16 protein-coding genes are annotated in these 20,136 nt (G+C 62.5%); 11 read left to right on the top strand and 5 right to left on the bottom strand.

From position 1 onward, the window contains the following. Positions 1-19 precede the first annotated feature (19 nt). Positions 20-775 carry a DUF502 domain-containing protein gene (locus tag AC1RTB_RS00160; RefSeq protein ID WP_492877233.1) on the top strand — a complete coding sequence of 252 codons (756 nt, stop codon included), beginning with the start codon at positions 20-22 and terminating at the stop codon, positions 773-775. Here the strand turns inward: AC1RTB_RS00160 and recG are convergent. Then, positions 727-2,835, bottom strand: coding sequence for an ATP-dependent DNA helicase RecG (gene recG / locus AC1RTB_RS00155; RefSeq protein ID WP_492877235.1), 2,109 nt, complete (start codon positions 2,833-2,835; stop codon positions 727-729). The genes AC1RTB_RS00160 and recG overlap by 49 nt on opposite strands. Before the next feature lie 92 nt (positions 2,836-2,927). On the opposite strand from recG, the gene AC1RTB_RS00150 reads away from it, so the two are divergent. Together AC1RTB_RS00150 and mfd are read left to right on the top strand one after the other, a co-directional pair. Next, positions 2,928-3,215 (top strand): FAD assembly factor SdhE, encoded by a 288-nt coding sequence (locus tag AC1RTB_RS00150; protein WP_492877236.1) that lies wholly within the window; start codon positions 2,928-2,930, stop codon positions 3,213-3,215. A gap of 8 nt (positions 3,216-3,223) precedes the next feature. After that, positions 3,224-6,724, top strand: coding sequence for a transcription-repair coupling factor (mfd, locus tag AC1RTB_RS00145; RefSeq protein ID WP_492877238.1), 3,501 nt, complete (start codon positions 3,224-3,226; stop codon positions 6,722-6,724). Positions 6,725-6,785: 61 nt separating this feature from the next. On the opposite strand, the gene AC1RTB_RS00140 is transcribed toward mfd, so the two are convergent. After that, the gene (locus AC1RTB_RS00140) at positions 6,786-7,463 is read right to left on the bottom strand and encodes a DsbA family oxidoreductase (RefSeq protein ID WP_492877240.1); all 678 of its coding nucleotides are present in this window, start codon (positions 7,461-7,463) and stop codon (positions 6,786-6,788) included. A gap of 128 nt (positions 7,464-7,591) precedes the next feature. After that, positions 7,592-9,412, bottom strand: a complete 1,821-nt coding sequence (locus tag AC1RTB_RS00135; protein WP_492877241.1) for an extracellular solute-binding protein — start codon at positions 9,410-9,412, stop codon at positions 7,592-7,594. 234 nt (positions 9,413-9,646) lie between these two features. Between AC1RTB_RS00135 and AC1RTB_RS00130 the strand changes: the two genes are divergently transcribed. After that, on the top strand, positions 9,647-10,273 hold the full coding sequence (locus AC1RTB_RS00130) for an invasion associated locus B family protein (RefSeq protein WP_476785455.1): 627 nt from the start codon (positions 9,647-9,649) through the stop codon (positions 10,271-10,273). A gap of 74 nt (positions 10,274-10,347) precedes the next feature. Here the strand turns inward: AC1RTB_RS00130 and hspQ are convergent, their stop codons facing one another. Next, entirely contained in the window at positions 10,348-10,671 is a 324-nt protein-coding gene (hspQ, locus tag AC1RTB_RS00125) for a heat shock protein HspQ (RefSeq protein ID WP_055977660.1), read from the bottom strand. 227 nt (positions 10,672-10,898) lie between these two features. On the opposite strand from hspQ, the gene AC1RTB_RS00120 reads away from it, so the two are divergent. After that, positions 10,899-11,861: an AEC family transporter gene (locus tag AC1RTB_RS00120; protein WP_492877243.1), complete on the top strand. Its 963-nt coding sequence runs from the start codon at positions 10,899-10,901 to the stop codon at positions 11,859-11,861. Here AC1RTB_RS00120 and AC1RTB_RS00115 read toward each other — a convergent pair. Then, positions 11,858-13,087, bottom strand: coding sequence for a UbiH/UbiF family hydroxylase (locus AC1RTB_RS00115; RefSeq protein WP_492877245.1), 1,230 nt, complete (start codon positions 13,085-13,087; stop codon positions 11,858-11,860). The two genes, AC1RTB_RS00120 and AC1RTB_RS00115, sit on opposite strands and share 4 nt — an antisense overlap. A 389-nt stretch (positions 13,088-13,476) precedes the next feature. On the opposite strand from AC1RTB_RS00115, the gene pcsA reads away from it, so the two are divergent. The 6 genes from pcsA to AC1RTB_RS00085 all read left to right on the top strand — a co-directional run bounded on the left by pcsA (position 13,477) and on the right by AC1RTB_RS00085 (position 20,067). Further along, a complete protein-coding gene (pcsA, locus tag AC1RTB_RS00110; protein ID WP_492877247.1) occupies positions 13,477-14,217 on the top strand; it encodes a phosphatidylcholine synthase in 741 nt (246 codons plus the stop codon). A 4-nt stretch (positions 14,218-14,221) separates the two neighbouring features. Then, positions 14,222-15,199: a quinone oxidoreductase family protein gene (locus AC1RTB_RS00105; RefSeq protein ID WP_492877249.1), complete on the top strand. Its 978-nt coding sequence runs from the start codon at positions 14,222-14,224 to the stop codon at positions 15,197-15,199. Between the two features lie 101 nt (positions 15,200-15,300). Next, positions 15,301-16,878 (top strand): ABC transporter ATP-binding protein, encoded by a 1,578-nt coding sequence (locus AC1RTB_RS00100; protein WP_492877251.1) that lies wholly within the window; start codon positions 15,301-15,303, stop codon positions 16,876-16,878. Continuing rightward, positions 16,878-17,978, top strand: a complete 1,101-nt coding sequence (locus AC1RTB_RS00095; protein WP_492877252.1) for an ABC transporter permease — start codon at positions 16,878-16,880, stop codon at positions 17,976-17,978. The genes AC1RTB_RS00100 and AC1RTB_RS00095 overlap by 1 nt, the downstream gene beginning before the upstream one ends. After that, a complete protein-coding gene (locus tag AC1RTB_RS00090) occupies positions 17,971-18,885 on the top strand; it encodes an ABC transporter permease (RefSeq protein WP_492877254.1) in 915 nt (304 codons plus the stop codon). The genes AC1RTB_RS00095 and AC1RTB_RS00090 overlap by 8 nt, the downstream gene beginning before the upstream one ends. Before the next feature lie 111 nt (positions 18,886-18,996). Further along, entirely contained in the window at positions 18,997-20,067 is a 1,071-nt protein-coding gene (locus tag AC1RTB_RS00085; RefSeq protein WP_492877256.1) for a BMP family ABC transporter substrate-binding protein, read from the top strand. Positions 20,068-20,136 lie beyond the last annotated feature (69 nt).

Below are 20,136 nucleotides of genomic sequence, written 5' to 3'. Positions count from 1 at the left end.
AATGGGGCGGCGGTGAACGATGTCGGACGCATATAAGGTTTCGGCGATGACGAGGCTGAGGAACTACTTCCTCACCGGTTTCGTCGTCTGCGCGCCATTGGCCATCACCGTCTATATCGCCTGGTCGTTCATCGGCTGGGTCGATTCCTGGGTGAAGCCCTACATCCCCAACACCTACAATCCGGACAACTATCTCTCGATCAAAGTGCCGGGCTTTGGGCTGATCGTGGCCCTGGTGCTGATCACGCTGATCGGCTTTTTGACCGCCAACTTCATCGGCCGGGCGATCGTGTCTTTCGGCGAACGTCTGCTCAACCGCATGCCGCTGGTGCGTGGTCTCTACAAGGCGCTGAAGCAGTTGTTCGAGACCGTGCTGTCGAACAAGAACGAGATGTTCCGCACCGTCGGCATGGTCGAATACCCGCGCAAGGGCGTGTGGTCGCTGGTTTTCGTTGCCAATGAAAAGCAGACCGAAATCAACGACAAGCTGGACAAGGAGGGCGATCCGCTCATCGCCGTCTTCATGCCGTGCACGCCTAACCCAACGACCGGCTTTTTGATGTACGTGCCGAAATCCGACATCGTGGTGCTCGACATGAGCATCGAGGATGGCGCCAAGCTGATTGTCTCGGCAGGGCTGGTCGCGCCTGAGGTCAAGAGCAAGGCAGCGGCGAAGGGCGTTCTGGTTGACGGGCCGATGGGCAACCCGCCGGTCGGCGAACTGCCTCAGCCCGCGCGCAGCAAGCGCACCGCTTCATCTCTACCGAACACATAAAGCAGCAGCCGGAGCGCTTCGCCGCGCGGCGACACCAGATCGGGGTCGCGGGTGAGAATCAAGCGCGCGTCATCGCGGGCGATCTCCAGGAGATCGGCATGTGCCTCGATGCGCGCGACCTGGAAGCCGGGCGTGCCCGACTGGCGCGTGCCCAGGAGTTCGCCTTCGCCACGTAGCTTCAAATCTTCCTCGGCGATCAGGAAACCGTCCTCGGTGTCGCGCATCACCGACAGGCGGCGCTTGGCGGTCTCGCCGAGCGGGTCCTTGTAAAGCAAGACGCAGGATGAGGGCTTGGAACCGCGGCCGACGCGACCGCGCAGCTGGTGAAGCTGGGCAAGGCCGAAACGCTCGGCGTGCTCGATGACCATGATGGTGGCATCAGGAACGTCGACCCCAACTTCGATGACGGTCGTTGCGATCAAAACGCGCGTTTCACCCGCCTTGAACGCGCGCATCGCCTCGTCTTTATCAGTGCCCTTCATGCGGCCATGGACAAGGCCGATGCGATCACCGAAGACAGGTTGCAGCGAGGCGAAGCGATCTTCCGCCGACATCAGCTTGATCTCTTCGGATTCCTCGACCAGCGGGCAGATCCAGTAGATCTTCTGGCCCTCGGCCACCGCATCGCGGATACGGCCGACAAGCTCGTCGATACGCTCCAATGGCAGCGTGACTGTGCGGATCGGCTGGCGTCCAGCTGGCTTTTCGGTGAGGCGCGACACATCCATGTCGCCGAAGGCCGTCAGCACCAGCGTGCGCGGGATGGGCGTTGCGGTCATCACCAGCATGTCAGGCGCGTCGCCCTTGGCGGTGATGGCGAGGCGCTGGTGGACGCCGAAGCGGTGCTGCTCGTCGATGACGGCGAGCGCCAGGTCGTGGAACTTCACCGTTTCCTGAAACAGCGCGTGCGTGCCGATAACGATGTCGATCGCACCGCTTTCGAGCCCGGCAAGGATCTGCGCCCGTTCGCGGCCCTTTTCACGACCGGTGAGCACGGCAACCGACATGCCGGCGCGCTCCGCCAGCGGCGTGATGGTGGCGAGGTGCTGGCGGGCCAAGATTTCGGTCGGCGCCATCAGCGCTGCCTGGCCGCCGGCCTCGACCGCACGAGCCATGGCAAGCAGCGCGACCACGGTCTTGCCCGAGCCGACATCGCCCTGGAGCAGGCGCAGCATGCGTTCGGGCTTGGCGAGGTCGGTTTCGATCTCTTCAAGCGCTGTCTGCTGCGAGCCAGTCAGGGAATAGGGCAGGGCCGCGCGCAACGCGTCGACAATGCGGCCGTCGCCAGTCAGCGGCCGCCCATGCAGCTTGCGCACCCGGGCGCGGACGAGCGCCAGCGACACCTGGCCGGCCAGCAACTCGTCGTAAGCCAAGCGGCGCCAGGCAGCGTTTTCGGGCGAGGCGTCGATCGGATCGGCCGGGTTGTGGATGCGCTGCAGTGCTGCCGAAAAGGCGGGGAAGCTCTGGCGCCGCATCAGCTCGGCGTCGAGCCATTCGGGGAAGGCCGGCAGGCGTTCAAGCGACTGGCCGATGGCGCGGCGCAGCACTTTTGACGACAGGCCGGCGGTCAGCGGATAGACCGGCTCGATCAGCGGCAGCTTGTCGGCTTCGCTGGCAAGCGCGATGTGATCGGGATGGACCATCGACGGGCGGCCGTTGAACCATTCCATCCGCCCCGAAACGATGACGTGCTCGCCTTCAGGCATCGCCTTTTCGAGATAGGCGGCATGCGCGTGGAAGAATGTCAGCGCGATCTCGCCGGTGTCGTCATGGGCAAAGACGCGGTAGGGCGCTGAACGGTTGCCGCGCGGTGCCGGTTGGTGCCTGTCGATGCGCACGTCGAGCGTGACGATGGCGCCTTCGGCTGCGAGCGCGATGCCGGGACGATTGCGCCGGTCAATGACGCTGTTGGGCAGTACGAACAACAGGTCGCCGACCCGCGCCGCGCGGTCGCCCAGATCGGCGGGCACGACCTTTTCGATCAGCACAGCGACCTTGGGTCCGATGCCGGCGAGCGACGTGATGGGAGAAAACAACGGATCAAGCAATGATGGGCGCATGATGTCAGCTTATGCGCTGGAGTTGCCGGGGCAAAGGCTGACAGGACGAGCTATCCACGCTATATGCGCGGTGCACCAGAGGATTTACAGAAATGACCGGATCGACACGCTCGAGCGAAGGGCTGGATACACGCAGGCGCAAGCTGCTGTTCCGCTCGTGGCATCGCGGCATGCGCGAGATGGACCTGATCCTCGGCAGTTTCGCCGACGCCAACATCGACAAGCTCAACGACGACGAGCTCGACCACTACGAAGCGCTGCTCGAGATCACCGACAAGGATCTGTTGTCGTGGATCATCGGCGAGCACCCGGTACCGGCCGCTGTCGACCATAATGTCTACCGCCAGATCGTGGCGTCGCGCGGCGCATTCACAGCCTGAGTAAAATCATGAGCCTGATCAAACCAATCGGCCTGCCGAAGGGTCGCGCCGGACAGTTCATCGTTGACGGCGTCGCCGACGGCTACGAGGCCTTCGCGCTGGCGACCGCCGCTGCCGAGATGGCGCCCGACAGGCCGTTGCTGTTTGTCGCGCGCGACGGCCAGCGCCTGCCGCAGATCGTAGAGGCACTGGCATTCGTCGCGCCTGACATGCCGGTTCTCGAACTGCCGGCCTGGGACTGTCTGCCTTACGACCGCGTATCGCCGGGCTCGGATGCGGCGGCACGCCGGCTCGATGCACTGGCGGCGATGATCGCGCTCAGGAAATCGCCGCACCGGGCGATCGTTTTGACCACTGCGAACGCGCTGCTGCAGCGCGTGCCGCCATCGGCGGCGATCGAGGCACAGGAGTTCCGCGCCAAGCCCGGCAATCAGGTCGAGATGAACCTGCTGGTCGCGCGGCTCGAACGCGCCGGCTTCGAGCGCGTGCCGACGGTGCGCGGCGTCGGCGAATTCGCCGTGCGCGGCGGCATCCTCGATCTCTATGCGCCCGGTGCAGCTGACGCGCTCAGGCTCGATTTCTTCGGCGACACGCTGGAGACGATCCGTGCCTTTGACGTCGCCAGCCAGCGCACGACGGGCAGCCGCAATTCGGTGACGCTTCAGCCGATGAGCGAAGTGGCGCTGACGCCGGAGACAATCAGCAAGTTTCGCCGCAGCTATATCGACGCCTTTGGCGCGCCGTCGCGCGACGATGCGCTTTACGCGGCGGTCAGCGAAGGCCGGCGCTTTGCCGGCATGGAGCACTGGCTGCCGTTCTTTTATTCGCATCTCGAAACGATGTTCGACTACCTGCCCGACGCGCCGGTCGTGTTCGATCATCTGGCGCGCGAGGCGCTTGGCGAACGCCATACGCTGATCCTCGACCACTACGACTCCCGCCGCAAGCAGGCGGAAGGCAAGGGACTCAAGGACGCCGTGCCCTACAAGCCGGTGGCGCCGGAGCAGATGTATCTGTCGCCGGACGAGGTGACTTCAGCGCTCGCCGACCAGGTCAATGCCGAACTGACGCCCTTCGACACGCCGTTTTCGAGCGGACGCAGGGTCTTACACGCCGGTTCGCACGCCGGCCGCAGCTTTGCCGAAGAGCGCGCAGATCCCAACGCCAATGTCTTCGACGTGGTGGCCCGCCACATCGCCGACCAGCGCGCCGCCAAGCGGCGCGTCGTCGTTGCCGGTTGGACCGAGGGTTCGCTCGACCGTCTGACGCAAATCCTCGACGAGCATCATCTCGGCAATCTCAAGCGGGTGACGAACCTTGCCGAGGTCGAGGCGCTGAAGCCGGGCGAGGCAGGTCTTGCCGTGCTGCCGATCGAAGCGGGCTTCGAGTCGGGCGAGCTGGTGTTCGTTGCCGAGCAGGACATTCTCGGCGACCGGCTGATCCGGCGTTCAAAGAAGCGCAAGCGCGCCGCCGATTTCATCGCCGAGGCCTCGTCGCTGTCGGCCGGAGACATCGTCGTGCACTCCGATCATGGCATCGGCCGCTTCGTCGGCTTGAAGACCATCGAGGCATTGGGCGCGCCGCATGACTGCCTCGAAATCCACTATGCCTCTGATGGTCGGCTGTTCCTGCCGGTCGAAAACATCGAGCTTCTGTCGCGCTACGGTTCGGATTCGGCCGAAGCGACGCTCGACAAGCTCGGCGGCGGTGCCTGGCAGTCGCGCAAGGCCAAGCTCAAGCGGCGCCTGCTCGAAATGGCGGGCCAACTGATCAAGATCGCCGCCGAACGGCATATGCGCGAAGCCCCGGCGATGAACCCGCCGGACGGTGTCTATGGCGAGTTCGCGGCGCGGTTCCCTTACGAGGAGACCGACGACCAGCAGAGCGCCATCGATTCCGTGATGGAGGACCTCGCAGCCGGCAAGCCGATGGACCGCCTGATCTGCGGCGACGTCGGTTTCGGCAAGACGGAAGTGGCGCTGCGCGCCGCCTTCATCGCGGCAATGGAAGGTTTCCAGGTGGCGGTGGTGGTGCCGACGACGCTTTTGTCGCGCCAGCATTTCAAGACGTTCACGCAGCGTTTCGCCGGCCTGCCGATCAAGGTCCGGCAGGCCTCGCGGCTTGTCGGCACCAAGGAGCTGGCCGAGACCAAGCAAGGCATATCCGACGGCACTGTCGACATCGTCGTCGGCACGCATGCGCTGCTGGGTTCGTCGATCCAGTTCAAGAATCTCGGGCTGCTGATCATCGACGAGGAGCAGCATTTCGGCGTCAAGCATAAGGAACGGCTCAAGGACCTGAAGAGCGACGTGCATGTGTTGACACTGTCGGCGACGCCGATCCCGCGCACACTGCAACTGGCGCTGACGGGCGTGCGCGAACTGTCGCTGATCGCCACCCCGCCGGTCGATCGCATGGCGGTGCGCAGCTTCATTTCGCCCTACGACCCGCTGGTCATTCGCGAAACGCTGTTGCGCGAGCGCTATCGCGGCGGCCACAGCTTCTATGTCGTGCCGCGCATCGCAGACCTCGCGGAAGTGCATCAATTCCTTCAGGAATCTGTGCCGGAACTGAAGGTGGCTGTCGCCCACGGCCAGATGGCGGCGGGCCAGCTCGACGACATCATGAATGCCTTCTATGACGGCCAATACGATGTGCTGCTGTCGACGACGATCGTCGAATCCGGCCTCGACATTCCGACGGCCAACACGCTGATCGTGCATCGCGCCGACATGTTCGGCCTCGCCCAGCTCTATCAGCTGCGCGGACGCGTCGGCCGTTCCAAGGTGCGCGCCTATGCGCTGTTTACGCTGCCGGCCAACCGCACGCTGACCGCCACCGCCGACCGCCGGCTCAAGGTGCTGCAGTCGCTCGACACGCTTGGGGCAGGCTTCCAGCTGGCGAGCCACGATCTCGACATTCGCGGTGCCGGCAACCTTCTGGGCGAAGAGCAATCGGGCCACATCAAGGAAGTCGGCTTCGAGCTCTACCAGCAGATGCTGGAAGAGGCGGTGGCCGAGCTGCGCGGCAGCGGCGAAGCGATCGACACCGGCTGGTCGCCGCTGATCGCGGTCGGCACGGCGGTGATGATCCCGGAATCCTATGTGCCCGACCTGCAGCTCAGGCTGGCGCTTTACCGCCGCCTTGGCGACCTGGAGAACACCGAAGAGATCGATGGTTTCGGTGCCGAGCTCATAGACCGCTTCGGGCCGTTGCCGGAGGAGGTCAAGCACCTGCTCAAGATCGTCTTCATCAAGGCGCTGTGCCGCAAGGCCAATGTCGAGAAGCTCGATGCCGGGCCGAAGGGCGTGGTGGTGCAGTTCCGCAAGCGCGAATTCGCCAATCCGGCCGGGCTTGTGCGCTACATCGCCGAGCAGGGCTCGCTGGCCAAGATCAGGCCCGACCACAGCGTGGTGTTCGCGCGCGACTGGCCAAATCCGGAGAAGCGGCTGGCTGGCTCCGCCGTCATCATGACGCAGTTGGCGAAGCTCGCCGAACAGGCCGCCTGACACAAAAATCCCTCACCGCTTGACCGCGATGAGGGATTTCATTTTTCGTCAGATCGGAAACTCAGTTGAGCGTCGGCTCGCCGGTGGCCTTTTCGGTTGCGACCTGGCGGATGGCGTCGGCAAGCGTCGCCGAATCCTGGGCGCCCATGACCGCGTATTTGCCGTCGAGCAGGAAGCACGGCACCCCCGTGACGCCCATGCGCGAGGCTGTGACGATCTCGTTGGCCACGTCGTCGCGGTCGGCGTCGGTCGCAAGCAGCGATTCGACGACCGCCGCATCCATGCCGGCTGCGCGGGCCGCTTCGATCAGGACTGCGTGGTCGCCGATATTCTTGCCCTGTTCGAAATAGAGGCTGAACAGCGAACGCGCGAGCTTGTCCTGCACGCCAGGGCCTGATGCAGCCGCCCAGCGGATCAGGCGGTGGGCGTCGAGCGTATTGGGCGCAACCGTGATGGCATCGAAATCGAAAGCAATGCCCTCGACCGCGCCGAGCGAAACCAGATTGGCGTGGACCTGATGCAGGCGCGCCTCGTCGCTGAATTTCGCCAACATATAGGCCTTGCGTTCCTTGCCCTCGGGCGGAATCGTCGGGTCAAGCTGGAACGGCCGCCAACGCACCTCAGCCTTGATCTCGGGAAGGCTGGCAAGCGCCCTTTCGAGGCGCTTCATGCCAAGAAAGCACCATGGGCAGACAACATCGGAGACGACGTCGATGGTGAGCTGGTTCTGTTGGGTCATGGAAAAGTCCTTGATTGTCACCGTTACAGCGCCGCGTGTCCCTTTCGACGCGCAAAGGACGCTGTAACACTCCAAAATCTGCATGATCCTTTCCGAAAATCGAAAGCGACTTTCGGGGGGGGCATGCATTAACCGCCCTGACTCCACCAGACCGGCAATTGATAGCCAGATATGGGTGTTTTTTCCGGATGTTTTAGTCTCTTGGCATAAGCGATCCACTGGTCGGAATTATGCTGCATGGGAACCATGTAGTTGCCGGAGATCAGCAGGCGGTCGAGGACGCGCACGGCGGCGACGAAATCGTCCTTCTCGCGGGCCTGGAGCATCGCTTCGATGGCCGCATCGACGGCAGGGCTCGAGACGCCAGCCAGATTGAACGAGCCGGGCTTCTGGGCGGAGGATGACCCCCAACGGCCGATCTGTTCGATGCCGGGCGACAAGGTGCCGCTGAAACCGGTCACGCCGATCAAGACGTCGAAATCAAAGGCCTGCTTGCGCGACTGTATCTGATCGGCCTCAAGCGCCCGGATCGTCATGACGATGCCAAGCTTTTCCAGCGTGCGCTGGTAGATGGCGGCCAGGCGCTGCTCGGCCTCCGAAGAAGTCAGGATTTCGAATGCGAAGGGTTTTCCCTCGGGGTCGAGCATCTTGCCGCCTCGCAGCGTGTAGCCCGCACTCTTGAACAGGTCGAAGGCAGCCTTCAGCACCTTGCGGTCCTGGCCGGAACCGTCGGTGACTGGCGGACGATAGGTGCCGTCCATGATTTCGGGACGTACAGCACCAGGGAAGGGCGCCAGCAACGCCTTTTCCTTGTCGTTGGCCGGCACGCCATAGGCTGACAGCTCCGAACCCTGCCAGAAGCTGACGGTGCGCTCGTATTTGCCGCTGAACAGGTTCCGGTTGGCCCATTCGAAGTCGTAGAGCAGGCCAAGTGCCTGGCGGACGACCGGATTTGCGAATTTCGGCAGGCGCGTGTTGAACATGAAGCCGGTAACCACCGGCGGCAGGCCGCTCTTGAAGGTTTCGGCGACGATGTCGCCGTTCTTGAAGGCGGGGAAGTCGAAGCCGCGCTCGCGCTTGACCGGGTCGGCCTCGGTGAAGGTGTCGCAGATGCCCTTCTTGAACGCCTCGAACTGGGCGGCGGCGTTGAGGAAATATTCGATGGTGATCTGGTCGTAATTGTCGAAGCCTCGCTTCGAGGGGATGTCGCGCGCCCAGTAGTCGGGGTTGCGCTTGAAGACGATGCGCTCGCCGGGCTTGACGTCGGCCACGGTGTAGGGGCCGCTGCCGACGATCGGCTTGAGCGTCGTCTGGTCGAATGTGGCCATGTCGAAGAAGTGCTTCGGCACGATCGGCGTCAGCGCGATGATCAACGGGTATTCGCGGTCGGCCTTGTCGTTGAAGGTGAAGCGGACACTGAGATCGCCAGTCTTTTCGATCTTCTCGATCTTGGACATGCGGTCGCTGTAGGGCGGGCGGCCCTTTTCGGTGAAGACGTCATAGGTGAAGATCACATCGTCGGGCGTGATCGGCTGGCCGTCCGACCATTTGGCGTTCGGATCGATGTTGAATTCGATCCATTTGCGGTCGGGATCGATGTCGACCGATTTGGCGGTGAGGCCGTAAACGCTGAAGGGCTCGTCGGCGCTGCGCTGCATCAGCGATTCGAAGACGAGATTGCCGTAGATCGTGTCGAGCATGCCGCGCGCGGTGGTGCGCAGGCTCTTGATGATGAACGGATTGAGGTTGTCGAAGCTGCCGATGACGCAATAGGTGATCTTGCCACCCTTGGGGGCATCCGGATTGGCATAAGGAAAGCTCTTGAAGTCCTCCGGCAAGGCCGGCGTTCCGTGCATGGAAAGGCCGTGGACGGGCTCGGCAACGGCCGCGCGCGGAGCAAGAAGAGCGATTGCGGCGGTGGCAACCAGCAGCGAAAGAGTGCGTCTCACGACGGTTCTCCACGAATTCGGGGAAGCTTTGATGATTCGAAGCGTAGCGCACGCGGATGCGCGCCGTCCATTGCCCCTCAAAGGCACAAGAAATGCGCTGAAGCGGGCTGGATTCACGGCGCTTGGCAGTGTAACAGGCGCAACGAAGTCATGCTGTTGCCTCATTTGCCCAACAGGTAGCGTCGACACACGGCTTGGGCCGGTTCCGGGATTGTTTGAGAGGAATTCATGAAGATGACGAGCCAGAAATTCGATGGTCTCCGCCTGTCGGTCTTGGCGACTGGCGTTGCCGGTATGCTGGCATCGGGCCTCGCACCTGCCGCCGCGCAGCAGCAACAGATCCCGCAGGGCTGGTTCAAGGCTTGTTCCAAGCAGGCTGACGTGGACATCTGCAACGTGCAGAACATCCTGACCGCCAGCAACGGCCAGCTGGTAACCGGCATTTCGATGATCGAGCTCAAGGGCAAGGTCAACCGCAAGGTGTTCCAGGTTACCGTGCCGAGCGGTCGTCTTGTGCCTCCCGGCATCGGCCTGCAGGTCGACGGCGGCAAGGCGCAGAAGCTCGAATACGTGATCTGCTTCCCGGACCGCTGCGTCGCCGAGATCGCCCTTACCGACCCGCTCATCGCCTCGTTCAAGAAGGGCACCGAGCTCACGCTGACGTCGATCAACTTCCAGAACCAGCCGAACCCGATCAAGGTTTCGCTGTCGGGCTTCACCGGCGCCTTCGATGGCGAGCCAATGAAGCAGTCGGACCTGGAAGACCGCCAGAAGAAGCTTCAGGAGTTCGTGTCCAAGAACAACGAGGACTTCGCCAAGAAGCTCAAGGAAGAGCAGGACAAGGCCAAGACGGCCAACTGATCGACCTAACAAATCCGAATTGAAAAAAGCGGGGTTTTGGCCCCGCTTTTTTGTTTGATATCAGCTTGTTGAGCTTAGTGGCTGATGCGCGCCTTGGGGGCGTAGCGGCCATCCGAGGTCTTGTCGAAATACTCGCCGACCTGTGGGTGGCGGACCGGCTCGCCGGAACTGTCCTCGAGCAGGTTCTGCTCGGAAACGTACGCCACGTACTCGGTCTCGGCGTTTTCAGCCAGCAGATGATAAAACGGCTGGTCGCGACGGGGGCGCACGGCGGCAGGGATCGCGTCGTACCATTCCTCGGTGTTGGCGAATTCGGGGTCGACGTCGAAGATCACGCCCCGGAACGGAAAGACGCGGTGGCGCACCACCTGTCCTATCGAGAATTTTGCCGTCTTCATGCGGATCACCTGATACCACGCATGATCTGCCGAATCACACGCGCTTTCAATCGCTTAGGTCGCAATCCGGATCGAAGTAGCCCTCCAGTCCCGCTGATTGTGCCTTCCTAGTCTCCTATTTGGCGCAGCAAGGCAGCCAATTCAATGGCATAGCGCCTTGACGTGCTGTCAGGCCGCACGATACCGGCAGTTGCAATGATCGTGCTGCGCCAAGCGGGAAAGTGCCAATGTCTGACGTGATCGGTCTGGTCCTGCCATTCTTCGGGCTGATCTTCATGGGTTTCGTGGTTGCCCGGATCACCAGACAGCCGCTCGAAGCGCTCGGCTGGATGACGACCTTCATCGTCTATGTCGCGCTGCCGGCACTGTTTTTCCAGCTGCTTGCCAAGACACCGTTCGAGCGCCTGACCGAATGGGGCTACATCTTTGGCGCCGTGTTTTCGACCTTCATCATTTTCTCGCTGATGTTCGTCGTGTCCTACTTCAAGTCGCGCGGCGAGATCGCCGAATCGACGATCAAGGGCCTGGCCTCGGCCTATGGAAACATCGGCTATATGGGCCCCGGCCTTGCGCTGCTTGCCTTCGGCGAGGAAGCCGCGGTTCCGGTGGCGCTGATCTTCTGCTTCGAAAACATCATGCATTTCACCATCGCACCGATGCTGATGGCCTTGGCCGGCGACGAGCCGCGCTCGCCAATGAGCGTGGTGGCCGACGTCGCCAAGAAGATCGCCTTCCACCCGTTCATCATCGCAACGGCAGCCGGCGTGCTGGCTGCCTATGTCGAGTTCCGCCCGCCTTTGCCGGTCGAGCGGTTCCTCGAATATCTGTCGCACGCGGCAGCCCCTTGCGCGCTGTTTGCCATGGGCGTGACGCTGGCGCTCAGGCCACTCAAGCGCGTGCCGCATGAGATGGTGCCGATCGCGCTGCTCAAGCTGATCGTGCATCCGCTGCTGTGCTACGTCGTGTTGAGCTGGATCGGTAATTTCTCGCCGGTATGGCTGTTTTCGGCGATGCTGCTGGCGGCCTTGCCGACGGCCACCAACGTGTTCGTCATCGCCCAGCAATATGGCGTATGGGTCGAACGCGCCTCGGCCAGCGTTCTGGTCACCACCTGCCTGTCGGTTCTGACGGTGACTGGGCTGCTCTACATGATCCAGCACGGCATATTGCCGCCGGACCTGTTTCCTTAGTCTGCCGAAACGTCGCGCGAGCTGCGCGGCGAACGCAGGCTCGAGGCGATCGACGAAAAGCCGCTGCCCGGCCTCAGGCCCTCGCGCATGAAGAAGGCGCGCACGGGCGAAAAGCCGCCAAGGAAGTTGAGCCCCGCGCTGCGCGCCAGCTGCGCCGGCAGCATGTCGGACAATAGCGACCTGTTGAGCAGGTTGACCGCGCTGGTGCGGGCAAGAATGTCGGGCCGACGCGCGGAATCGTAAGCGGAAAGGGGCGCTGGCGCGCCTGGATCTTCAGTGTTTTTCGACGCTATTTCAACGAGTTGGTCGACATCCCTGATGCCGAGATTGAGGCCTTGCGCACCGATCGGCGGGAAGACGTGCGCTGCTTCGCCAACGAGTGCGACACGATTTTGGGCAAAACGCTGGGGCAGCGATGTCGACAGCGGGTAGATCTGCCTGCCACCTTCGACGGTGACGCGGCCAAGCATCGACTGCATCTGGCGTTCAACGCGCAGCGACAATGCAGCGTCGTCGAGATCGGCGTACTCCTTGGCCGTCTCGGGCCGGAGCACCCAAACGAGGCTGGAGCGGCGGCCTGGCAGCGGCACCTGGGTGAACGGGCCGGTTTCGGTGTGGAATTCGGTCGAGGCGAAGGCGTGGTCGCGGCTGTGGGCGAAATTCAACACCAATGCCGCTTGAGGAAGCGAGCGGGCGGTTGCCGAAATGCCGGCCGCCTGGCGCGCCGGCGAATTCCTGCCATCGGCGGCGACCGCCAAGGGCGATTCGACCGTTGTTCCATCGGAAAGGGTGGCAATGACCTTGCCGGGCTCGATGGCCCAGTTGTCGACCATCGCGCGGCGCCATTCGATGCCGGCATGCGTATCGACCGCCTTTTCAAGCACCGCGTTCAGCACCCGATTCTGGAAGTTGAAGCCGAAATGGTCTTCGCCGATCTCGCCGGCGCGGAAGGTGACGATCGGGCTGCGGATCAGCCGCGACGTGCCGTCGATGATGCGCATCATCTTAAGCGGGGCTGCATCGGGAGAAAGGGCTGCAAGAACGCCAAGACGATCGAGGAATTTCAACGCCGGCACCATCAGGGCCGTGGTGCGGCCATCGTCGGCCCGCGCTGGCGGTCCAGCGAGGATGACGCCGAAGCCGGCATTGGCCAAGGCGAGGGCGGAAATCAGCCCCACTGGCCCCGTGCCAGCTACCAGTATGCGGGTTTGTCTGTCGACGCTCATGTGCCGCCGTCCATGCTGTCGAAGTGCCGACTGCACCTCTGTTGTCCTGATATAGTGCGGCTGCAAGCCATTGATCAACGCGGCTTTTCATCCCATTCGCCGGCTTGGACGATCCCAACGGTGAATTTGCTGTTGTTTGGTGGGTGGGGCCATTTGCAATAGCGTGCACGGAGCGATACTTGACGCAGCGGTCCACCTCTCGGCCAGGCTTTCAGCTTGTCTGAAAAGCGGCCCTGCTATTAAGTGCCTGAAGAAGCGGAGTTGCCAATTGCAAGCTGGGCTGAGCGACGGAAGAGAAGCAAACATTTCCCGCTGCGCTGGCCTCCTTTACTTGCATGCGGCACGGTCTTCCGCACGATTGAGATCTGCAATCTGGATTGGCGGGAACCGTGAAGCCTAAAAAAGTCACATGGCCGCAGGCTCGCGCCTTTTCGGTCCATCTGCTCACAGCGTCGGGCTCCTTCCTGGCGTTCCTGTCGCTGGTTGCGGCGAGCGAAGAACGCTGGACGGCGATGTTCTGGTGGCTGGGGCTGGCGCTGTTCGTCGACGGCATCGACGGGCCGATCGCGCGCAAGCTCGAGGTCAAGGAAATCCTGCCGACATGGTCGGGCGAACTGCTCGACAACATCATCGACTACGTCACCTATGTGCTGATCCCAGCCTTTGCCCTTTATCAAAGCGGGTTCATGGGCGAGGGGCTGTCGTTTGTTTCGGGCGCGATCATCGTCGTGTCGAGCGCGATCTACTATGCCGACACCGGCATGAAGACGAAGGAGAACTTCTTCAAGGGCTTCCCCGTCGTCTGGAACATGGTGGTGTTCACGCTGTTCGTCATCGAGCCCGGGCAATGGGTGTCATTCGCAGTGGTCGTCGCCGCCGGCATCCTGACGTTCGTGCCGATGAACTTCCTGCATCCGGTCCGCGTCGTACGGCTCAGAAACATCAACCTGCCGATGACACTGATCTGGTGCGCGTTCGGCACCGCGGCCCTGCTGCAGCAGATGCATGCCAGCGAGTGGATCAAGATCGGCATCGCCATCAGCGGCATCTATTTGTTCTTCATCGGCGGCGTGATGCAGTTCTTCCCCAAGCTCGGCGGAAAGCCTGCCCCTGAGACAGAGAAAGACTGACGACGTGCCCAAAGCCATACGAGTCCACGCCCATGGCGGCCCCGAAGTTCTGGTTTATGAAGATGCGGATGCCGGGCGACTAGGCCCGGGGCAGGCGCTGATCCGCCATACCGCGATCGGTCTAAACTTCATCGACGTCTATTTCCGCTCCGGCCTCTACCCCGCGCCCAACGGCATGCCGGTCACACCGGGCGGCGAGGCGGCAGGCGTGGTGCTCGAACTGGGCGAGGGCGTCGACTGGCTGAAGGTCGGCGACCGCGTCGCTTATGCCGTGCCCACCGGTGCCTATTGCGAAGAGCGCGTGATTGCCGCCGACAGGTTGGTCAAGGTGCCTGACGGCATCAGCGACGAGCAGGCAGCGGCGATGATGCTGAAGGGCATGACCGCCGAATACCTGCTTCTCCGGACCTTCAAGGTGAAGGCTGGCGATACGGTGCTGTACCATGCGGCGGCCGGTGGCGTCGGGCTGATCCTCGGGCAATGGGCCAAGCATCTCGGCGCAACCGTCATCGGCACCGCAGGCTCCGACGATAAGGTGATCCTCGCCAAGGCGCATGGCTTCGCCCACGTCATCAACTACTCCGACCAGGATTTCGTCGCTGAAGTGGCCAGGATCACCGGCGGCAAGAAGTGCGATGTGGTCTACGATTCCGTCGGCAACGATACATTCCCGGGCTCGCTCGACTGCCTGAGGCCGATGGGCACCTTCGTCAGCTTCGGACAGTCGTCGGGGCCGATCCCGCCATTCAGCATTTCGCTGCTCGCGCAAAAGGGCTCGCTCTATGCGACGCGGCCGACCATCTTTGCCTACAATGCCAAGCGCGACGATCTGGTCCGTTCGGCAGATGCGCTGTTTGATGTGGTGCTCAAAGGTGCCGTCGAAGTCAGGATCAACCAGCGTTATGCGCTACGCGACGCCGGCCAGGCACATGCCGATCTCGAAGGCAGAAGGACCACGGGGACAACGGTACTTATTCCTTGAGTTTTCGCTTAATTTCTTGAAGCTCTTTCAACTTGTGACATGCTTTGCGCCGGGAGCAGGACGCGCCTACCATGCCCTCGGGAACATAAAAAGAACTGACAATGGGAGGCGTTGTGGACACAACCCCTTTAGCCAATGGTCCGAACCTGCTTGAGGTTCGCGGCCTGACGAAGATATTCGGCACGCTGAAGGCGTGCGACCACGTCGACCTGACCATCGCCAAGGGCGAGATCCACGCTTTGCTCGGCGAAAACGGTGCGGGCAAGTCGACGCTGGTCAAGATGCTGTTCGGCTCGCTCGAGCCCAATGCCGGCGAGATCGGCTGGAACGGCCAGCCGGTGAAGATCACCAGCCCGGGCGTCGCCAAAAAGCTCGGCATCGGCATGGTTTTCCAGCATTTTTCGCTGTTCGAGGCACTGACCGCCGCCGAAAACATCGCACTTTCCCTGGCCGACGACACGCCCATCAGCACCATTGCCGCCAAGGCACGCGCGCTTTCCTACAGTTACGGCCTGCCGCTCGACCCGGATTCGCTTGTCGGCGACCTGTCGGTCGGCGAACGCCAGCGCATCGAGATCATCCGCTGCCTGCTGCAGGCCCCTGAACTCATCATCCTCGACGAGCCGACCTCGGTGCTGACGCCGCAGGAGGCCGACAAGCTGTTTGAGACGCTGGAGAGGCTGCGCGCCGAAGGCAAGTCGATCCTCTACATCTCGCACCGCCTAGACGAAGTCCGGCGCCTGTGCGACCGCGCCACGATCATGCGCCACGGCAAGGTTGTCGGCCATTGCGATCCAAGGCAGGAGACCCCGTCGTCGCTGGCGCGCCTGATGGTCGGCACCGACGTCAAGAACGCCGAGCGGACGACGGTGTCCGTGCGCGGCGAGGAACTGCTCAGTATCTGCGGCATGAGCCGCAAGCCTGCCGGTCCGTTCTCGATGCCGCTCAAGAACATCTGGCTGGCTGTCGCCGGCGGCGAGGTCATCGGCATTGCCGGTGTTGCCGGCAATGGCCAGGGCGAGCTGTTCGAGGCGATCTCCGGCGAAGCGTTGCAGGAAAGTGCCGACGCGATCCGCATCCGCGGCCAGTCGGCCGGGCGCATGGGGATTTCGGCGCGTCGCCTGCTGGGTGCTGCTTTCGTACCCGAGGAACGCCTCGGTCACGGTGCGGCACCGCGCATGCGGCTGTCGGAGAACCTTTTGCTGTCGCGTCACACCACCGACGGCAAGGCTTTTGTCGGCACCGGCGGGCTGGTCAAGTCGGGTGCGATCCAGAAGGCGGCGCAGCGCATCATCCAAGCGATGGACGTGCGCAAGAGCGCGCCGGACCCTGAGGCCGCGGCACTTTCGGGCGGCAATCTGCAGAAATTCATCATCGGCCGCGAACTCGACCGCAATCCGGCGGTCATGGTGGTCAACCAGCCGACCTGGGGTGTCGATGCCGGTGCTGCCGCGCGTATCCGCCAGGCATTGATCGAACTCGCCCGTAACGGCTCGGCGGTGCTGGTCATCAGCCAGGATCTCGACGAGCTGTTTGAGATCTCCGACTCGATCGCCGTCATGCACAATGGCGAGCTGTCGAAACCCATCCCGATCGCGGAAGCGACGCTCGAACGCATCGGCCTGTTGATGGGCGGTGCCGAGCCTGGTCATCCCGATCATGCGAAGGAGGTCGCGTGATGCGGATCGAACTCGTCAAACGTCCCGAGCGCTCGGCGCTCTTTGCCGCCCTCTCGCCTTTCATCGCGCTTGGGCTGACTTTAATTGCCGGTGCGATCATGTTTTCGCTGCTCGGCAAGAACCCGGTCGAGGCGCTGTATTATTATTTCATCGACCCGCTGCGCGAAGTCTGGTCGCTGCATGAACTGGCGGTGAAGGCGGCTCCGCTGATCCTGATCGCTGTCGGCCTGTCGATCTGCTACCTCTCCAACAACTGGAACATCGGCGCCGAAGGCCAGTTCATCATTGGCGCCATCACAGGCTCTATCCTGCCGGTGATGTTCCCCGAATTTCAATCCTGGATCGTTCTGCCGCTGATGCTTCTGATGGGCATCGTCGGCGGTGCCGCTTACGGTGCCATTCCGGCCTATCTCAAGGTGCGTTTCAACACCAACGAGATCCTGACCAGCCTGATGCTGGTCTATGTCGCGCAGCTGTTCCTCGACTGGATGGTGCGCGGCCCCTGGCGCAACCCGGCCGGCATGAATTTTCCGGAAACACGCACCTTCAGCGATAGCGCCATCCTTCCCGAAATCTGGTCGGCTTCGGGCCGCGCCAACTGGGGTTTCGTGTTCGCCATCGTTGCGGCGATCGCGATGTGGTTCATGCTCTCGCGCACCTTGAAGGGCTTTGAGGTCCTCGTGCTAGGCCAGAGCCCACGCGCTGGCCGCTTCGCCGGCTTTTCGCAGTCGCGCATGGTGTTTTTCGCCTTCCTCGTTTCCGGTGGCCTGGCTGGCCTTGCCGGCATCTCGGAAGTGTCGGGCGCCATCGGCCAACTCAGGCCAACGATCTCGCCCGGCTACGGCTTCGCGGCGATCATCGTTGCCTTCCTTGGGCGATTGAACCCGCTCGGTATCGTTGCAGCCGGCCTGGTGCTGGCCTTGTCCTACCTCGGGGGCGAGGCGGCGCAGATCTCGATTGGCGTGTCCGACAAGGTCGTGCGTGCCTTCCAGGGCATGCTGCTGTTCTTCGTGCTCGCCTGTGACACGCTCATTCTTTACCGCATCCGCTTTGTCGGCTCCTCCGCTGCAAAGACCGTGGAGGCCACGCAAAATGTTTGAAGACATTCTGATAACGGTTGCGACGGCGGCGACCCCGCTTCTGATAGCAGCAGTCGGCGAGGTGGTGGTCGAGCGTTCGGGCGTGCTCAATCTCGGCGTCGAGGGTATGATGGTGATGGGGGCGGTGACCGGGTTCGGCGTCGCCCTTGCCACCGGCTCGCCCTGGCTTGGTGTGTTGGCGGCGATCATCGTCGGCGCGCTGTTTTCGCTGCTGTTTGGGTTTTTGACGCTGACGCTTGTGACCAACCAGGTGGCGACCGGCCTTGCGCTGACGCTGCTTGGCCTGGGCCTTGCCGGCATGCTGGGCGAGAGTTTTGTCGGCCTGCCGGGCGTGAAGATGAACTACATCTACATTCCCGGGCTTACCGACCTGCCGGTGGTGGGCAAGCTGCTGTTCGGACAGGACCCGTTGTTTTACGTCTCGATCCTGCTGACCGCTGGCGTGGCCTATTTCCTGTTCAAGACGCGCGCGGGTCTTACTCTGCGCTCGGTCGGCGACAACCACGCTTCGGCGCATGCGCTCGGCATCAAGGTCATCGGCATCCGCTATCTCGCTGTCATGTTCGGCGGCGGCTGCGCCGGTCTTGCAGGCGCCTATCTGTCGCTCGTCTACACCCCGCAATGGAACGAGAACATGACCGCCGGACGCGGCTGGATCGCGCTGGCGCTGGTTGTTTTCGCATCGTGGCGGCCATGGCGGGTGCTGGCGGGTGCTTATCTTTTCGGAGCGGTTTCGATCGGCCAGTTGCATGCCCAGGCTTTGGGCATCGGCGTGCCGTCGCAACTGCTTTCTTCGCTACCCTATCTGGCGACCATCGTTGTCCTTGTTCTAATCTCGCGCAACAGGCGACTGACGATGGTGAACACTCCGGCTTCATTGGGGCGGCCGTTTGTGCCAGATCGCTAAGGGCATGGTCTTGACGCGAAGCCGCGGTGCGGTTTCGCGAAATGGCCATGTCTCTGGGACTATAAAAAGGATGGGATAGTGCCCCGGGCAACCACTATGAGGAACAAAAGCATGAAGAAGACAATTCTGTCGTTGGCAGCGGCTGCCGCCGTGATGTCGTTCGGCACGATCGCCGCAGAGGCCAAGGTCAAGGCCTGCTGGATCTATGTCGGACCGATCGGCGATTTCGGTTATTCCTACCAGCATCATCAGGGCCTGCTGCAGGCGAAGGCAAAGTTCGGCGACGAACTCGAGACCGCCTATCTCGAAAGCGTGCCGGAAGGCGCTGACGCCGAGCGCGCCATCGAACGTTTCGCACGTTCGGGCTGCAACATCATCTTCGCGACGTCCTTCGGCTACATGGACCCGCTCAACAAGGTCGCCGGCAAGTTCCCGGATGTGAAGTTCGAGCACGCCACAGGCTACAAGCGCGAGCATCCGAACGTTGCGACCTACAACTCGAAGTTCCATGAAGGCCGTTACGTGCAGGGCGTGATCGCCGCCAAGGAATCGAAGGCTGGCGTCGCCGGCTACATCGCTTCCTTCCCGATCCCCGAAGTGGTGATGGGCATCAACGCCTTCATGCTCGGCGCGCAGTCGGTCAACCCCGACTTCAAGGTCAAGGTGGTGTGGGCCAACACCTGGTTCGACGCCGGCAAGGAAGCCGACGCCGCCAAGGCGCTGATCGACCAGGGCGTCGACATCATCACCCAGCACACCGACTCGACCGCGCCGATGCAGGTTGCGACCGAGCGCGGCATCAAGGCGTTCGGCCAGGCTTCCGACATGATCAAGTTCGGCCCGACCACCCAGCTGACCTCGATCGTCGACGACTGGGGTCCGTACTACATCGAGCGCATCCAGGAAGTCGTCGACGGCACCTGGAAGCAGAGCGACGTCTGGGGCGGCATGAAGGAAGGCCACGTCGTGATGGCGCCCTACGCCAACATGTCGGACGAGACGAAAAAGCTGGCCCAGGAAACCGAGGCCAAGATCAAGTCCGGCGCGTTCAACCCCTTCACCGGTCCAGTCACCAAGCAGGACGGCACCGAGTGGCTGAAGGCGGGCGAAGTTGCAAAGGACAGCGTCCTTCTCGGCCTGAACTTCTACGTCAAGGGCGTGGACGACAAGCTGCCGCAGTAAGCCGGCTCGAACGCGTAAGCGTTCTGAAACAAAAAAATCCCCGGTTTCATTCGCCGGGGATTTTTTGTT

It is taken from the genome of Aminobacter sp. GW821-FHT11F06, assembly GCF_058808215.1.
The sequence above is the reverse complement of the archived record's forward strand: the minus strand, read 5'-3'. Positions and strand labels throughout refer to the sequence as shown.

Excerpts from the sequence above, each read along its gene's own strand:
- AC1RTB_RS00160 (WP_492877233.1), top strand. The coding sequence starts at position 20 with ATGTCGGACGCATATAAGGTTTCGGCGATGACGAGGCTGAGGAACTAC.
- recG (WP_492877235.1), bottom strand. The coding sequence starts at position 2,835 with ATGCGCCCATCATTGCTTGATCCGTTGTTTTCTCCCATCACGTCGCTC.
- AC1RTB_RS00150 (WP_492877236.1), top strand. The coding sequence starts at position 2,928 with ATGACCGGATCGACACGCTCGAGCGAAGGGCTGGATACACGCAGGCGC.
- mfd (WP_492877238.1), top strand. The coding sequence starts at position 3,224 with ATGAGCCTGATCAAACCAATCGGCCTGCCGAAGGGTCGCGCCGGACAG.
- AC1RTB_RS00140 (WP_492877240.1), bottom strand. The coding sequence starts at position 7,463 with ATGACCCAACAGAACCAGCTCACCATCGACGTCGTCTCCGATGTTGTC.
- AC1RTB_RS00130 (WP_476785455.1), top strand. The coding sequence starts at position 9,647 with ATGACGAGCCAGAAATTCGATGGTCTCCGCCTGTCGGTCTTGGCGACT.
- hspQ (WP_055977660.1), bottom strand. The coding sequence starts at position 10,671 with ATGAAGACGGCAAAATTCTCGATAGGACAGGTGGTGCGCCACCGCGTC.
- AC1RTB_RS00120 (WP_492877243.1), top strand. The coding sequence starts at position 10,899 with ATGTCTGACGTGATCGGTCTGGTCCTGCCATTCTTCGGGCTGATCTTC.
- AC1RTB_RS00115 (WP_492877245.1), bottom strand. The coding sequence starts at position 13,087 with ATGAGCGTCGACAGACAAACCCGCATACTGGTAGCTGGCACGGGGCCA.
- AC1RTB_RS00100 (WP_492877251.1), top strand. The coding sequence starts at position 15,301 with ATGGGAGGCGTTGTGGACACAACCCCTTTAGCCAATGGTCCGAACCTG.
- AC1RTB_RS00095 (WP_492877252.1), top strand. The coding sequence starts at position 16,878 with ATGCGGATCGAACTCGTCAAACGTCCCGAGCGCTCGGCGCTCTTTGCC.
- AC1RTB_RS00090 (WP_492877254.1), top strand. The coding sequence starts at position 17,971 with ATGTTTGAAGACATTCTGATAACGGTTGCGACGGCGGCGACCCCGCTT.
- AC1RTB_RS00085 (WP_492877256.1), top strand. The coding sequence starts at position 18,997 with ATGAAGAAGACAATTCTGTCGTTGGCAGCGGCTGCCGCCGTGATGTCG.